This is a genomic window from Actinomyces ruminicola (assembly GCF_900103885.1).
Taxonomy (GTDB): domain Bacteria; phylum Actinomycetota; class Actinomycetes; order Actinomycetales; family Actinomycetaceae; genus Actinomyces; species Actinomyces ruminicola.
Genome location: NZ_FNIM01000001.1, coordinates 163,251 through 178,866, shown reverse-complemented (window position 1 = coordinate 178,866; position 15,616 = coordinate 163,251). Strand labels below are relative to the sequence as shown.

The 15,616-nt window shown below is 69.9% G+C and carries 11 protein-coding genes; 9 read left to right on the top strand and 2 right to left on the bottom strand.

Translation table 11 applies throughout. From position 1 onward, the window contains the following. Positions 1-83: 83 nt before the first annotated feature. The 6 genes from BLR49_RS00795 to ndk all read left to right on the top strand — a co-directional run bounded on the left by BLR49_RS00795 (position 84) and on the right by ndk (position 7,249). Positions 84-1,022: an ATP-grasp fold amidoligase family protein gene (locus BLR49_RS00795; RefSeq protein WP_092531966.1), complete on the top strand. Its 939-nt coding sequence runs from the start codon at positions 84-86 to the stop codon at positions 1,020-1,022. A 118-nt stretch (positions 1,023-1,140) separates the two neighbouring features. Next, positions 1,141-2,490 carry a tyrosine-protein kinase domain-containing protein gene (locus tag BLR49_RS00790; RefSeq protein WP_176765718.1) on the top strand — a complete coding sequence of 450 codons (1,350 nt, stop codon included), beginning with the start codon at positions 1,141-1,143 and terminating at the stop codon, positions 2,488-2,490. Positions 2,491-2,916: 426 nt separating this feature from the next. Then, positions 2,917-3,705: an MBL fold metallo-hydrolase gene (locus BLR49_RS00785; RefSeq protein ID WP_092531960.1), complete on the top strand. Its 789-nt coding sequence runs from the start codon at positions 2,917-2,919 to the stop codon at positions 3,703-3,705. A gap of 45 nt (positions 3,706-3,750) precedes the next feature. Further along, entirely contained in the window at positions 3,751-4,593 is an 843-nt protein-coding gene (locus BLR49_RS00780; RefSeq protein ID WP_092531957.1) for an HAD-IIA family hydrolase, read from the top strand. A gap of 169 nt (positions 4,594-4,762) precedes the next feature. Then, positions 4,763-6,622 carry a bifunctional folylpolyglutamate synthase/dihydrofolate synthase gene (locus tag BLR49_RS00775; RefSeq protein ID WP_092531954.1) on the top strand — a complete coding sequence of 620 codons (1,860 nt, stop codon included), beginning with the start codon at positions 4,763-4,765 and terminating at the stop codon, positions 6,620-6,622. A 192-nt stretch (positions 6,623-6,814) separates the two neighbouring features. Next, complete coding sequence (gene ndk / locus BLR49_RS00770; protein ID WP_092531951.1) at positions 6,815-7,249, top strand: nucleoside-diphosphate kinase; 435 nt, start codon at positions 6,815-6,817, stop codon at positions 7,247-7,249. Positions 7,250-7,450: 201 nt separating this feature from the next. Here the strand turns inward: ndk and BLR49_RS00765 are convergent, their stop codons facing one another. Further along, entirely contained in the window at positions 7,451-8,710 is a 1,260-nt protein-coding gene (locus BLR49_RS00765) for an ABC transporter permease (RefSeq protein ID WP_092531947.1), read from the bottom strand. Positions 8,711-8,713: 3 nt separating this feature from the next. Beyond that, a complete protein-coding gene (locus BLR49_RS00760) occupies positions 8,714-9,673 on the bottom strand; it encodes an ABC transporter ATP-binding protein (protein WP_092531943.1) in 960 nt (319 codons plus the stop codon). A 192-nt stretch (positions 9,674-9,865) separates the two neighbouring features. On the opposite strand from BLR49_RS00760, the gene smc reads away from it, so the two are divergent. The 3 genes from smc (at position 9,866) to ftsY (ending at position 15,485) form a co-directional block, all read left to right on the top strand. Continuing rightward, positions 9,866-13,675 (top strand): chromosome segregation protein SMC, encoded by a 3,810-nt coding sequence (gene smc, locus BLR49_RS00755; protein WP_092531939.1) that lies wholly within the window; start codon positions 9,866-9,868, stop codon positions 13,673-13,675. Between the two features lie 134 nt (positions 13,676-13,809). Further along, a complete protein-coding gene (locus tag BLR49_RS00750) occupies positions 13,810-14,163 on the top strand; it encodes a hypothetical protein (RefSeq protein ID WP_092533288.1) in 354 nt (117 codons plus the stop codon). A 110-nt stretch (positions 14,164-14,273) separates the two neighbouring features. Further along, positions 14,274-15,485, top strand: coding sequence for a signal recognition particle-docking protein FtsY (gene ftsY / locus BLR49_RS00745; RefSeq protein ID WP_092531936.1), 1,212 nt, complete (start codon positions 14,274-14,276; stop codon positions 15,483-15,485). Positions 15,486-15,616: the final 131 nt, after the last annotated feature.

Sequence of the window (15,616 nt, the reverse complement as noted above, 5' to 3'; positions counted from 1 at the left end):
GGGCCGACTGATCCGGTCAACTTTTGTTGGTCCCGCCGTGGTATCTCGTATTAAAGGTATGGTTCTAGTCAGGAGGGTTTGGCGTGGAAGTCAGGCACGCGCTAAAGAAGTTTGTTCCGCATTGGGCGTTGTCTCGGGGGTTGCGCGTGTTGCATGGACGCAACTGTCGACTTAAGCCAGAGGAGTATCGCGCGGCACTCGTCCAGTGGTGCTGGTTGATTCGTCGGCCGTGCGACCTTGATAATCCCCGCACGCTGGCGGACAAAATTCATTGGCTCAAGCTGTATGATTCTACTCCGCTCAAGGGGAGACTTGCTGACAAGTTCTTGGTTCGGGAATGGGTCTCCCAGCGTATCGGCGCGGAGTACCTGGTACCGTTGCTAGGCGTCTGGGATGATCCGGATGATATCGACTTCGACGTCCTACCGGACTCATTCGTGCTTAAGGCGACGCACGGCTCTGGTTGGAACATTGTTGTCCACGACAAGAGCGAACTCGATGTGGCGCGTACGCGGCGGACTCTCGCGGACTGGCTGACGTGGAGACATGCCATGCGGGGAGGGTTTGAGCTGCATTATGAGTTCTGCGAGCCTCGTATCGTGTGCGAGGCCCTGCTCGAAGACGGCTCGGGTGGTTTGCGTGACTATAAGTTCATGACGTTTGACGGTGTTGTCCAGTTTATTTTCGTTGTCGATGGTAGGCACTCAAACATAGTGCGGGGAACCTATCTCCCTGGGTGGGTCAGGGCGCCGTTCGAGTATCGCGGGGCGGCGGGACTCGCCGGTGAGATGGACCCGCCTGTGCGGCTGGACGAGATGACCCGGCTTGCGGAGGAACTTGGTAAGGGGTTTGCGTGCGCAAGGGTGGACTTTTACGAGGTTGACGGACGCGTGTTTTTCGGAGAGATCACGTTCACCGACGCGAACGGCACCTCATATTTCGAGCCCGACGTTTATGATGCGCGGTTCGGTGATAAGTTGGTGCTCCCGGAGAAGAAGGCATTCAAGGGAGTCATGCTGTGATCGCTGTAGATTGGTGCGCCTGTCACGGCGAGTTCGAGATCGTATTCCGTTGGTGGTGCGTTGGGCGCCGCGCGTGCACGGCAAGGGCAAGAATCGAGCGATGCGAGGTGGTTGGTCGATGACTCTGAATGGACTGTTGATTCTCACTCGGCAGCGTATTGGCGGCTTAGTGCTGGTTACTGTGTTTTGCGTGATGGCGGCGCTTTCCGTCGTTGCGGCGCTTCCTGTGACCTACACGGCCCGAGCCGTCGGATACATGCGCGTGTCCGTCCCGGACGATGTTGAGCAGACGACTGACTCGTATTATATGGCGACTCAGCTGGCCTCGCGTAAGATCGATGCGGTTATCTCGGTGTTCACTTCTGATATTGTTGGCCAACGGGTTGTTGATTCCCTCGGCTTGGATGAGACTGCGTCGCAAATCGCTGGATCGTTGACCGCAACGCATGCCGAGAACACGGCAACGGTTGTGGTCACGGCGACAGCTTCCTCACCTGCCATGGCGCGGCGGGTCGCCGATGAGGCAATTCTGCAGTCGGCGCAGGAGGTGCGCGAGTTAGATGGTGAGCGTTACCCCGCTGAACTAGTGCTGATGTCCTCATCGGAGTTGTCAGGAGCGAGCCGGTCTCCCTCGGGCATCAGGATTGTCGGCCTCGGCGCCGTTGGCGGTGTGGTGCTGGGCTATATCTGGATCATTCTCCGGGAAGTGACGGACAAGACGTTGCGAGGGGTCGATGATGTGCGCGCTGTTGGTGATGCGGTTGCCCTGGGAGTAGTTCCGTATTCGAAGTCGATCGGCCGGTCGGGCCAGGTACGGGCGGCGATCCCCGCTGTCGAGGAGGCGATGCGGCGTCTGCGGACGAATGTGATTCAAGGGATTGGCAGCAGCGGCAGCCTCATCGTGACGTCACCGGGGGCGGCCGAGGGGCGCACCACGGTGGCGGCGCGCTTGGCCCGGGTCTTGGCGCTAGCGGGTGAGCGCGTGGTGCTGATAGAGGGGGACTTGCGTGCGCCGGAGCTCTCCGAGGCATACGGGCTCGATCCGGATGCGCGGGGGCTTTCGCAGTTGCTCGCCGGGGACGCGTCGTTGGAGGAGGTGATGACGGCGACGTCGATTACCGGTCTCGATTTCATTCCTGCAGGACGGGTAGTACCAAATCCGTCCGAGTTGGTCGCGTCGTCGAGGCTGGCCGCACTCATCAGCGATTTGGAAACTGACCGGATCGTAATCGTCGATTCTCCTCCGGTGCTGCCGTTTGCGGATGCGGTGGTGATGGCGGAACGTGTTGGTGGCGTACTGCTGGTGGCTCGTGCGGGGCGTACCACGGTTGACGATCTGCAAGAGGCGATGCTTGCCGTCGAGCAGGGCGGAGGCACGGTTGCAGGAGTGATTCTTAACCGGACGTCCTCCCGATGGAGACGGCGGCCGTTCGGAGCGGTGCTGAGCGACATGCGCGGCGACGATTAGTACTGCGGGAACAACGTAAGTGCTTGGGCTTCTACGCCAGTTCTAGGAGGTGTCCGGTCCCCTCATGAATGCTGTGAGGGGGAGGAGAGCGAACGTCTTGATTTGTTCCGGTGAGGGCGATCCTGACCGGATGAGACGTGTGCTACGCCCGGTCTCGACGGGCGCTTGAGTATTGGCGCCCACGTGGCCGCCGCCCTCCGGCACGCTCGCACCTCCATCGGCGCAGACGCAACAGCAGTGCATGAGTCCCCGGCTGACCGGTCATATGCGCTAGAGGTCTCTGTAATCGAGTGGGCTCGACAGCTCCCAGTTTCCGGGACCCTGACCCTGCCCTCCATCTCAGCCACGACCTGCCGAGACCACACCGTCACGCCCCTAAACCGGAAGCGCCGGTAAAGTGGCCAGTAGTCAAGACACGGAGGATCCATGACTGAACGGCTGCCACGCCGGCCAATCGGCTTCCTCGTCGTCGGCGGGCCCACGGTCGTCGTCGACGTCGCCGGGTTGCGCTTCGTCGTCGACCCCACCTTCGACCCGCCCACCGACTACGGCGCCCTGCGCAAGACCCGCGGGCCGGCCGTGCCCGCCGACGCGCTAGCGGACGTGGATGTCGTCCTGGTCAGCCACGCCGACCACGCCGACAACCTCGACGTCACCGGACGCGCCTTCGCCCTGGCCGCCCCGCGACTGCTGACCAACCCCGGCTCCGCCCGGCAGCTCGGCCAGCCCGCGGAGGGCCTGGCCCCGTGGCAGTCCGCGGTTGTCGGCGACGGCGTCACCGTCACCGCCGTGCCCGCGCAGCACGGGCCCGCCGACGGTGAGGTCGATGCCGCCGGATACGTCAACTGCGAGGTCACCGGCTTCGTCATCCAGGCGCCCGACACCACCATCTACCTGACCGGGGACAACGCCTCCCTGGAACTGATCGCTCAGGTCAAGGAGCGCTTCGGTGGCATCGACCACGCCGTGCTGAACGGTGGCCGGGCGACCGTGCCCGCCAAGTTCGCGGGTCGGCCACTGAGCCTGTCCGCCGAGCGGGCCAGTGCGGCCGCCCAGGTGCTCGGCGCGCCGCACGTCGTCGTCGCCCACCAGACCGGCTGGGAGCACTTCACCGACGGCCCCGGTGCCACCCTGCGGGCCTTCCGCGACGCCGGCATCCTGGACCGCCTGGACCGCACCCCCGAGGGGGAGTGGAGCGGCGGCCGAGCGTCTTGACGGCGGTCCGCCCCGCTTGTCGGCCCGCGATGGCAGGATTGCCCCATGACCTCATCAACGCTCCCCGTCGGCGACGCGACCGCCGCGCCGCTTCCGCTCGACGAGATGCCTCCGGTCACCGCCTGGCTGTCGGACATGGACGGCGTGCTGGTCAGGGAGAACCGCGCCCTGCCCGGCGCCCAGCAGTTCCTGGACGCCCTCGAGCGCAAGGGCATGCCGTTCCTGGTGCTGACCAACAACTCGATCTTCACCAACCGGGACCTGTCCGCCCGGCTGGCCCGCTCGGGGCTCACCGTCCCCGAGGAGCGGATCTGGACCTCCGCCAACGCCACGGCGGCGTTCCTGACTCAGCAGTCTCCCGCCTCCACCGCCTATGTGATCGGTGAGGCCGGCCTGACCACGGCGCTGCACGGTGCCGGCTATGTCATGACCGACCAGGACCCCGAGTACGTGATCCTGGGGGAGACGCGCACCTACGACTTCAACGCGATCACCCGCGCCATCCGCCTGATCGAGGGCGGGGCGAAGTTCATCGCCACCAATCCCGACGTCAACGGTCCTTCCGATGAGGGCACGTTGCCGGCCACCGGTGCCGTCGCGGCCATGATTCAGGCGGCCACGGGGCGTTCCCCCTATTTCGTCGGCAAGCCCAACCCGGTGATGATCCGGGCGGGTCTGAACAAGATCGGCGCCCACTCCGAGGCCGCCGCCATGGTCGGGGACCGCATGGACACCGACATCCAGGCGGGCGTCGAGGCCGGCCTGCGCACGCACCTGGTGCTGTCCGGCTCCACCTCCCTGGAGCAGGTCGAGGCCTTCCCCTTCCGGCCCTTCGGCATTCACGAGGGCATCGGGGAGCTCATCGAGCTGGTCGAGGCCGAGCGCTGACCGGCCCTCCGACCAACGCCGAGATCGGTAGAAGTTACGTGCCGAGATCGGTAGATATGGTCCCGGCCCCGGCCCCGGCCCCGGCCCCGGCCCCGGCCCGCCGGCCCCGGGAGCAATCATCTAGGCTTGCCCGGGTTCGCCCTCGAGCAGGAAGCAGGGACACACGTACATGAGCAGCAAGCAGCAGCATGACCGGGACGCTCACACCGGCGAGCAGCCGCAGATCCACCCCGGAGCCGCCTTCGGTATTCCCGCCGGCGCCAGCGGCGAGGAGGTCGTCGACGCCGTCTACGGTCCCGGCGGTACGCACTCCGGCATAGACCCCGAGCTGCTGCCCTACCTTGAGGCCTCCGACTCGCCCGACGGGAAGTCACTGGCCGAGGTCGCTGAGGCGGACGCCTCCGCAGCGCGCAACCGTGAGCAGGCCGAGGCGGAGGACCTGGCCGCCCTGCGTGAACTGGTCGCCGCCAACATGGTGCCCGGCGGCGACCTCGAGCGCCTGGACGCCCTCCTGGCCGAGGTCGATGCCGAAGAGTCCGACGACTGGGAAGAGTGGGAGCCGGTGCTGCCCGACGCAGCTGCCGACACCGACACCGACGCCGTCGGCTCAGACGCAGAACGTCACCGCGCCGACCTGACCGCCGCCGCCCACGCCGTCGAGGTGTCCGCGCGCATGCGGCAGGTTGAGGCGGAGATACTCTCCCGCGCCCCCGAGCACCAGGTGCAGCCCTCACTGGAGCGGGTCGCGGCCGTGCTGGACATCCTGGGCAACCCCGAAGGCAACTACCGGATCGTGCACGTGGCCGGCACCAACGGCAAGACCTCCACCGCCCGCATGACCGAGCGGCTGCTGGCTGCCACCGGCATGCGCACCGGACGCTTCACCAGCCCGCACCTGGCCACCATCCGCGAGCGCATCGCCCTCGACGGAGAGCCCATCAGCGAGGAGGGCTTTATCGCAGCCTGGGAGGACGTGGCCCCCTACATCGAGATGGTGGACGCCCGCTCTCAGGCCGACGGCGGCCCCCGGCTGAGCTTCTTCGAGGTGCTGACCGTCATGGCCCTGGCCGCCTTCGCCGACTACCCGGTCGACGTGGCGGTGATCGAGGTCGGCATGGGCGGCACCTGGGACTCCACCAATGTGGTGCCCGGCGATGTCGAGGTCATCACCCCGATCGGGCTCGACCACGCCGCCTGGCTCGGCACCACCCTGGCGGAGGTCGCCGCCAACAAGGCCGGTATCGTCAAGGACGGGGCCACGCTGATCACCGCCCTGCAGCCGGAGCCGGCGCAGTCAGTCATCGCTGAGGCGGCCCAGGCTCACCAGGTCCTGTGGCGTCGTGAGCTCGATCCGGAGGAGGATCCGGACGCCCCGGGGGCTGGTGAGCTGCGCGTGCTCGACCGCACCATGGCCGTCGGCGGACAGATGGTCACCTTCGCCACCGCCGCAGCCGTGTACGAGGACGTGTTCGTGCCCCTCCACGGCGGCTACCAGGCGCACAACGCCCTGCTGGCCCTGGCCGCCGCGGAGGCCGTCTTCGGCGGCAGGCCGCTGCCGGCCAAGATCGTGGAGGACGGCTTCGCCTCGGCGACCAGCCCCGGCCGCCTGGAGGTGCTGCGCTCCAGCCCGACGGTCATCGTCGATGCCGGCCACAACCCCCACGGCGTGGACGCCCTCACCGATGCCGTGGAGGAGGCCTTCGGCTTCCAGCACCTGGTTGCCGTGGTCGGCCTCATGAAGGACAAGGACGCCGGGGGCATTCTGTCCGTTCTGGAGCCGGCCTGCGACGCCGTCGTCTGCGTACCCGTCGAGTCTCCGCGCGCCATGGATGCCGACGATCTTGGTGCAGTGGCGCGTGAGGTATTCGGAGCCGAGCGGGTGGTGGTGGCCCCCACCCTGATGTCCGGGGTGGAGCAGGCGGTGAACCTGTCGGAGGGCTTCGACGCCCCGCTGACGGCCTCCGGCGTGCTGATCGTCGGGTCCGTGGTGCTCGCCGCTGAGGCACGCGCCCTTTTCGGCAGGCCCTGAGGCCCCAGACCGGCACCAGCAACCTGCCGAGATCGGTAGAACTTACGTGCCCAGATCGGTAGAACTTGCGTGCCCAGATCGGTCAATACGGTTCCGGCGAGGTTGGCCGGGCTGTCGTCTACACTCGGTTGGGCCGCAGCGGTGAACGCCGGCTGTCGCCCCTATGGAATCCGGCCCGACGGAAGGAACGTCATGACCGACGCCCCCGAACGCATCCTCGTCCTGCTCAAGCCCGACGCCGTCGAGCGGCATCTGGTCGGTGAGATCCTGCGGCGGATCGAGGCCAAGGGGTACGACATTGTTGCCTTGAAGCTGGTGCTTCCCACCGTAGAGGTGCTGGACGCTCATTACGCCGAGCACGTGGACAAGCCCTTCTATCCCGGGGTCGTGGAGTACATGACCCGCGGCCCCGTTGTCGCCGCCGTCGTGGAGGGACAGCGCGTCGTCGAGGGGGTGCGCTCGCTCATGGGCGCTACCGATCCGACGGCGGCCGCACCCGGTACCATCCGTGGTGACCTTGGTCGCGATTGGGGCACCAAGGCCATTCAGAACCTGGTGCATGGTTCGGACTCGCCCATCTCAGCCGAGCGGGAGATTGCCATCTGGTTCCCTGAGCTGGCCAACTGAACTGAGCTGTTAACGCAGCAGCCGAGCATGTGGGGGTCGACGCCGTGCTGGCGTTGACCCCCACATGCATCTGGACCGATTTCAGCACGTAAGTTCTACCGAACTCGGCACGTTACTTCTACCGAACTCGGCACGTTACTTCTACCGAACTCGGCGAAGGGAGCGGGGGAGGAAGAGGGAGGGGCGGGCGAACGCCGGCGGTCAGGCGGTGCGGCGGGCGAGGACCTCCTTGAGGGGCACCCGGGCGCCGGTGCGGGTCACGGCCCGCGTGTACACGGTCGCCGCCAGCCACACGAACACCGGGATGAACGCCAGCGCGATCCCAAGGGCCACCAGCTGCTCGCCCCAGGAGGAGACGCCCAGCACGAGCCGGACCGGCATCAGGAAGGGTGCGAAGGGCGGCAGGTAGGCCAGCACCCGGTAGACCAGTGCGGAGGGATCCTGCATGGCCATCACGAATGACAGTATGTAGGGGATCATCAGCGTCATGGTCAGCGGCATGACCACAGTGGACACATCCTCCTGGCGGCTGACCAGCGAACCCGCGGCGGCAAAGCCGACCGCGTAGATCGCATAACCCACGACCATCCATACGAGCATGGCGATCAACACGGTGTCGATGTCGACGGTGCCCTCGGGCAGCACGCCACTCAGCTTCGCCGTCATTCCGGCGGCGACGCCGATCACGCCGTAGGAGACCAGGATGGCGGTGCCGGTGCCCAGGACCTTGCCTGCAAGGAGCGAGGTGGGGCGCACACAGGCCAGCAGGATCTCCACGATGCGGCTGGACTTCTCCTCCACCACGCCCATGGCGATGGTCTGCCCGCCCCCCATGACCACTATGAACAGCAGGATGTCGATAATCATCAGCACGGTATAGCGAGCGCCGAAGTTCTCATCGTCGCGGTCGGGCGGGTCGAGGGCCTCCACCTGGGGCACGGCAGCGGTCAGCGAGGTCGCCACCTGGGTGGGGTCGCCGCCCAGGGCGGTGATCTGCTCGGACAGCGCCACCTGCTGGAGCACGTTGGTTACGGAAGCCACCACTGCCTGGTCGGCCTTGTCCAGCTCGGTGACCTTGAGCGCGGGGGAGGGCGCGGTCAGGTCCAGGACTATGTCGACCGTTGCCTCCTCAGCAAGGTCGCCGCTGATTCCCAGGACGGCCTCCGCCTCGGTGTCGGATACGTCGGTGACTTCGATGGGCAGGCCGTTGGAGCCGGCGACCTGCTCCAGCGCGGGCGTGAGCGCGGAGACTGCGCTCGCCTGGGAGGCGGACACGCCCAGCCGGTAGGGCTGGTCCTCACCGCCGGTGAGCCGGGCGACCACAAGGACCCCGCCGACGGCCAGCACCAGCATGATGAGCGTGGAGATCACCGCCGAGCGCTTGAACAACTGCGTGCGCAGCTCGCGGCCGGCGACCAGGCGGATTTCCTCCCAACGGGAGGTGTTGTAACTGGCGGACATGACTCAGGCCTCCTGTGCGGTTGCGGGGGCGGGGGATGCTGCGGGATCGGCGAGTGCGTCGCGGAAGATCTCGGTCAGCGGGCGGGTCACGGGGCCGAGCTCGCGCAGGCGGCCCAGGCGCTGAGCCGCCTCCAACAGCCGCTGCTCATCTGCCCCTCCGGCCACAACGGTCACCCGTGCGCCTGCCGGGGCGGGCTCGGCGGTGGCCCCCAGGCCGGGTACACCCGCGAGCATGGCGGTGGCGGCCCCGACGGCGGCCTCGGGCTCGCCCACCACGTCGACGACGGCGCGCCAGCGCGGCTCGGCACCCGCCTGCAACTCGGCGACGGTGCCGTCGGCCACCAGTCGGCCCTCTCGGATGATGACCACCCGGTCGCACAGCCGCTGCACGACGTCGAGCTGGTGTGAGGAGAACAGCGTGGGTACCCCGGCCGCAGCCCGCTCGCGCAGCACCTGGCTCATCACATCCACCGCCACCGGGTCCAGGCCGGAGAAGGGCTCGTCCAGGATCAGCAGGTCGGGGTCGGACACCAGGGCGGCGGCCAGCTGGACGCGCTGCTGGTTGCCCAGGGAGAGCTTCTGCACCTCATCGTCGCGCCGGGAGGCGATGTCCAGCCGCTCGGTCCACTGCTCACTCGCCTGCCGGGCGGCAGCGGCCGTCGCCCCGTGCAGGCGGGCCAGGTAGGTCAGCTGCTCGGCGACCTTCATCTTCGGGTACAGGCCGCGCTCCTCGGGCATGTAGCCGATGCGACGGCGGGATGCGGCGTCCACCGGGGTGCCGTCCCAGGTGACCGTGCCGGCGTCGGCGGTCAGCACTCCCATGACGATGCGCATGGTGGTGGACTTCCCGGCGCCGTTGGCGCCCACGAAGCCCACAATCTCGCCGTCGCCCAGGCGCAGGGACAGATCGTCGAGAGCCCGCAGGCTCCCGAAGCATTTGGACAGGTTGGCAATATCGAGCAAGAGGGCTCCAATCGGGATCGGGTGCGGTCAGTCCGCCTGCCGTGGAAAGCTTGCTTGACTGTAGGAGGTGGTGTCAAGCGCGCATCCGGCGCGCCGCGGTGCGCGGTCGCGCACCCGCCGTATGCCGGGCCGGCCGTCCGCCACGGCGGCGGCCGACGTAGCTTTCCGCCCGCTTCCCGCTATCGTTGACGCGTGCACCTCAAGACGTTGACGATGAAGGGATTCAAGTCCTTCGCCTCGTCAACCACCCTGCGCCTGGAGCCGGGCATCACCGCCGTGGTCGGTCCCAACGGCTCGGGTAAGTCCAACGTGGTGGATGCCCTGACCTGGGTGATGGGGGAGCAGGGGGCCAAGAACCTGCGCGGCGGCTCCATGGCCGACGTCATCTTCGCCGGCGCCGGCTCCCGCCCGGCGCTGGGCCGCGCCGAGGTCTCCCTGACGATCGACAACGCCGACGGCGCCCTCCCGATCGACTACACCGAGGTCACCATCACCCGCACCCTGTTCCGCGGCGGTGGCAGTGAGTACCAGATCAACGGCACCACCTGCCGGCTGCTGGACGTGCAGGAGCTGCTGTCCGACACGGGCATGGGGCGGCAGATGCACGTGGTGGTCGGGCAGGGGCAGCTCGACGCCGTACTCACGGCCACCCCGGAGGAGCGGCGCGGCTTCATCGAGGAGGCCGCCGGCGTCCTCAAGCACCGGCGCCGCAAGGAGCGGGCGCTGCGCAAACTCGACTCCATGGCGGCCGACCTGACCCGGCTCACCGACCTCACCGCCGAGTTGCACCGCCAGCTCGGCCCGCTGGCCCGGCAGGCCGCAGTCGCCCGCCGCGCCCACGCCATCCAGGCGGAGGTTCGCGACGCCACCGCCCGGCTGCTGGCCGACGACGTCGTGCAGGTGCAGTCGCTGCTCGAGGCCGGCCACGAGGACGAGGCCCGCCTGGCCCGGCGCCGGGCCGAGCTGGAGGAGTCCGAGCGCGTGGCGCGGGCCGGGCTGGAGGAGCTGACCGCCGTCGAGACCACCTCCGCGCAGCGGCTGGCCCGCGCCACCGCCACCTGGGAGGAGCTGACCACCGCGGCCCAGTCCCTGGCCGCCCTGGCGGAGGTGGCCGCCGAACGCGTCCGCGGCCTGGCGGATGCCCCCAGGCCGGCCGCCGGAACCGACCCCGAGGAGCTGGAGCGCCGCGCGCAGGAGGCCGCCGCCGAGGAGACCGAGCTGGCTGCCGCCGTCGAGGCGGCCCGTACCGACCTGGTGGACGCCACCCGGGGCCGGGTCGACGCCGAGGCCGCCGCAGCCGCCGCCGAGCAGGAGCTCGCGGCCCTGCAGACCCGCCGTGCCGAGCACCGCGAGCTGCTGGCCCGGGCCGGCGGCCGCCTGGCCTCGGCCCGCTCCCGCCACGAGGCGGCCAGGGCCGCGGTCGACCAGGCGCGCGCCGGCCTGGAGGCCGCACAGGCGCGCGCCGCCGAAGCGGCCCAGGCGCTGACCGAGGCCGCGGCCGTTTCCGCCGATGCCGCTGCAGACACCGGTACGTCCGAGGCCGTGAACGGCGAACAGAGGCGGGCCGCAGCCGCGCACGATGCCGCTACGGCTCGGCTCAACGCGGCCCGCGATGCGGTGTCCGTCGCCAACGACACCCGCCGCGAGGCCGCCGCGGAGCTGGCCACCTGGACCGCCCGCCGCGATGCCCTCGCCCTGTCCCTGACCGCTCAGGACATCACCGCCGAACTCGCCGACGCGGGCCTGCCCGGCATTCTCGGCCCGCTCGCCGGGGCGGTCACGGTGGCCCCGGGCTGGGAGAACGCCCTGGCGGCGCTGCTCGGCGAACTCGCGGGAGCCGCCGTGGTCGTAGACACCGACGCCGCCATCGCCGCGCTCACCCGCGCCCGCAGCCAGGACGGCGGTGGGCTGCGGCTAGTCATTCAAGGCGCCGACGACGGCGTCGCCGGGTCGGCTGCGGATGAGTCGGCCACTCCTGCGGCCGGGTCGGGGCCCTCCGCCTCGACGGACGCGGCGGCAGCGGGCGGCGAGCCTGCCGTCGGGCTCATCGCCGCCGACTCCCCGGCACTGGCCCGAACGCTGAATGGGCTGCTGGCCGACGCCTGGGTGGTGTCCGACCTGGCGGCGGCCCGAGCGCTGCGCGCGGCCGTACCCGACGCCGTCATCGCCACCCGCGACGGCGACGTGCTCGCCCCCACCTGGGCCACCGGCGCCGGCGAGGGCGCCTCCTCCGTGCTCGCCCTGGCGGCCGCCCATGAGGAGGCCGCCACCCGCGCCACCGCCGCCGCCGCCGCGGAGCAGACTGCTGACTCCGCCCTTGACGCCGCCCGCGAGGCCGAGGCCACCGCTCGCGCCGCGGTCGCCGAGGCACTGGAGAGACTCCGCGCCGCCGACGCCGAGGCCGCCCGCGTGGCGGAGAACCTCGCGCGCCTGAACTCCGCGGCGCGCGCCGCCGAGGAGGAGACCGGCAGGGCCCGCCGCGTCCTGGAGCGCGCCGAGGCGGAGGCCGCCCAGCGCGCCGCCGAGCTCGCCACCGCCCAGGCCGCCCTGGCCGAGGTGGAGAACCGTCCGCTGACTGTCAGCGTCACCAGGGGGAGCGGGGCCGGTGCCGCACCGGCTGCCGATGCCGGCCCCGCTGCGGAAGCCATCTCGGAAACCGACATCGACGCCGCCATTGACGTCGCCCGCGCTGCGCGTGAGACCGCCGCCGGGGCCGCCACCGCGGCCCGGGCCAACGAGACGGAGGCGCGCCTGGCCCTGCGCACCGCCGAGGAGCGGGAGCGCAGCGGCCGCGGCCGGGCCGACTCCCTGCGCGCCGCCGCTCGTCGCGAACGGCAGCAGCGCGCCGCCGCCGAGCGTGCCGAGCAGGTGCGCTCCGCCCGGATGCAGACGGCCGCACACGTGCGCGACCAGGCGCGCACCGCCGCCGACGCCGCCCGCACCTGGGTCGAGCAGGCCCAGGCCGAGCGCGCCCGCATCGAGGCCGAGCGCGCCGACGCCGCCGCCGCGGCCACCGACATCCGCAAACAGCTGGACTCCCTAGCAGGTGAGCTCGCCGCCCTGTCCGACGCCGCGCACCGCGAGGAGGTCGCCCGCGCCGAGCAGAACATGCGCCTGGAGAACCTGGCCGAGCGCGCCATGAACGAGCTCGGGCTTGAACTCGATCCGCTGGTTGAGGAGTTCGGCCCCCACATGCTGGTGCCGGATGTCGGGGCGCAGGGCGCCGGGAGCACTGAGAACACCGACTCCGAGACCGTGGAGCCCCCTGCCCCGGCTGACTCGGCCACCACCGGCGCCGGGGGAGGGACCGCGCCGGCCCCGGCGCGCCCGAGCGGCAGGCCCTACGTGCGCGCCGAGCAGGAGCAGCGCCTGAAGCGAGCCAACCGGGACCTGGCGCGGCTGGGCAAGGTCAATCCGCTGGCCCTGGAGGAACACGCGGCCCTGGAGGAGCGTCACCGCTTCCTGGCCGAGCAGCTGGCGGACCTCAAGCAGTCCCGGGCGGATCTGCTGCGCATCGTCGAGGACGTGGATCAGCGAGTGCAGGAGGTGTTCACCCAGGCCTTCGCGGACACCGCCCGGGAGTTCGCCGTCGTCTTCGACCGGCTCTTCCCCGGCGGCGAGGGCCGTCTGGTGCTCACCGACCCCGACGACATGCTCACCACCGGCATCGACATCGAGGCCCGGCCCGCGGGCAAGAAGGTCAAGCGCCTGTCCCTGCTGTCCGGCGGGGAGCGCTCGCTGGCAGCGGTGGCGCTGCTGGTGGCGATCTTCCGGGCCCGGCCCTCGCCCTTCTACGTCATGGACGAGGTGGAGGCGGCCCTGGATGACACCAACCTGGGGCGGCTGCTGGACATCTTCACCGAGCTGCGCGCCTCCAGCCAGCTGATCATCGTCACTCATCAGAAGCGCACCATGGAGATCGCCGACGCCCTGTACGGCATCACCATGCGCGACGGCGTCACCCAGGCGGTTTCCCAGCGGCTCTCATCGACCGCCCAGTAGGACGGGACAGCATGTTGGTCGGCAGTTGGCATGTGCGACTGCTAGCAACTGTGACCAACACGGCGCTGTCTGGTGGGCGACACAGCCCGCCCACCTGGGTGGCACGGTGACGAACGGAAGGCACAATAATGCCCATGGGTTACATGATCCTCCCCCTCGCCGTCGTCCTCGTCGCTGCTCTCATCGTGCTCGGCCTGGTCGTCGCCGAGCGCTACCCGGTGGCCACCTGGCGCGACCGGCTGCGCGAGCTGGCCGGGGTGGCCCGGGAGAAGGAGGAGCACGTCACCGTGGTGCCCCAGGAGGCCCGGCTGGAGGACCTGATGACTCGGGACGACTCGGCGGTGTACGTCGGCACCGAGTCCTTCTCCGGACTGGTGGACGTGGTCGAGAAGGCCATGGACACCGCCGAGTCGAAGGCGGCCGAGGTGCGTCGCAGCAAGGCCGCCGCGCAGGCCCGCCGCGCTCAGGCGGCCGCGGCGCAGCACTGACTCCCGCGGTGCTTGTCCAACCCGAATCCCGCAGCGGGGAGAGCGGTTGCGCTTAGCGCCGTGGCGAAGCTCCCGGGGCACGGGCGCCGACGATCGGGCATGATGGGGTCATGGATCCCTTGCTGATCGTCCTCATAGTCGTCGTCGTACTCGCCGTCGCCGGCGGCATCTGGTTCTACGCGGGACGCAACCGCGGTGGCGAGCTGCCGCCGGAGGTCAGCGCCCACAAGCCCATCAGCGCCGACGACGTCCTGCTCGCCCCGCCGCAGGAACCGGTCACCGAGCCGGAGTCCGCGCCCGGCGGACCGGCACCGGACGCAGCCGCGCCGACGACGGCTGAGCCGACCGCGCCCGCCACCCTGGAGCGCCCCGAGTCCATCCCCGGCCGCATGCAGCGCCTGCGCTCGCGCCTGGCCGGCGCCGGCGGCTTCGGCCGGGCCATCCTGTCCGTCCTGTCCCGCGGCGACCTCACCGAGGCCGACTGGGAGGAGATCGAGGACACGCTGCTGACCTCCGACCTCGGCATCGAGGTCACCACCTCGCTGATGGACGAGCTGCGCACCCAGGCCAAGGTCCTGGACACCTCCGATCCGGCCGCCATCAGGGCCGTGCTGCGCGCGGAGCTGCTGCAGCTGGTCGACCCGTCCATGGACCGCTCCCTGAACCTGGCCAAGCCCACCCCCGCCGCGGGCTGGAATGCCGCCGACGGCGAGCCGGCCGCCGCCGTCCTCATGGTCGGTGTCAACGGCACCGGCAAGACCACCACCTGCGGCAAGCTGGCCCGCGTGCTCGTCGCCGACGGCAAGACCGCCGTCATGGGGGCCGCCGACACCTTCCGCGCCGCCGCCGCCGACCAGCTGACCACCTGGGGCCAGCGGGTTGGCGTCGAGGTCATCCGCTCCGAGCGGGAGGGGGCCGACCCCGCCTCGGTCGCCTATGACGCTACCCGTGAGGCCGCCCGCGGGGGCGTGGACGTGGTCGTCGTCGACACCGCCGGCCGCCTGCAGAACAAGGCCGGGCTCATGGACGAGCTGGGCAAGATCAAGCGCGTCATGGAGAAGGTCGCCCCGGTCGGCGAGGTGCTGCTGGTGCTGGACGCCACCACCGGGCAGAACGGCATGCGTCAGGCACAGGTCTTCTCCGAGGCCGTCGGCATCACCGGCATCGTGCTGACCAAGCTGGACGGGACCGCCAAGGGCGGCATCGTCGTCACCGTGCAGAAGGAGCTGGGCGTGCCCGTCAAGCTCGTCGGGCTCGGCGAGGGCGCTGACGACCTGGCGCCCTTTGACCCCGAGGGCTTCGTAGACGCCCTGCTCGGCTGACTCCTGCTCGAGGTCCCATTTGAGTCCTCACTGTGCGTGAGGGCCCGCACGTCCCCCGGGGTGGGACGGTGCAGGCCCTCACCGCTATCCTGGGTCGTGCGGTGTGCTGCTCCGGGCTCCGGCGGGGCACA

Bases quoted from the DNA above. Each gene is read 5' to 3' on its own strand.
- BLR49_RS00790 (WP_176765718.1), top strand. From the start codon at position 1,141: ATGACTCTGAATGGACTGTTGATTCTCACTCGGCAGCGTATTGGCGGC.
- BLR49_RS00785 (WP_092531960.1), top strand. From the start codon at position 2,917: ATGACTGAACGGCTGCCACGCCGGCCAATCGGCTTCCTCGTCGTCGGC.
- BLR49_RS00780 (WP_092531957.1), top strand. From the start codon at position 3,751: ATGACCTCATCAACGCTCCCCGTCGGCGACGCGACCGCCGCGCCGCTT.
- BLR49_RS00775 (WP_092531954.1), top strand. From the start codon at position 4,763: ATGAGCAGCAAGCAGCAGCATGACCGGGACGCTCACACCGGCGAGCAG.
- ndk (WP_092531951.1), top strand. From the start codon at position 6,815: ATGACCGACGCCCCCGAACGCATCCTCGTCCTGCTCAAGCCCGACGCC.
- BLR49_RS00765 (WP_092531947.1), bottom strand. From the start codon at position 8,710: ATGTCCGCCAGTTACAACACCTCCCGTTGGGAGGAAATCCGCCTGGTC.
- BLR49_RS00750 (WP_092533288.1), top strand. From the start codon at position 13,810: ATGGGTTACATGATCCTCCCCCTCGCCGTCGTCCTCGTCGCTGCTCTC.
- ftsY (WP_092531936.1), top strand. From the start codon at position 14,274: ATGGATCCCTTGCTGATCGTCCTCATAGTCGTCGTCGTACTCGCCGTC.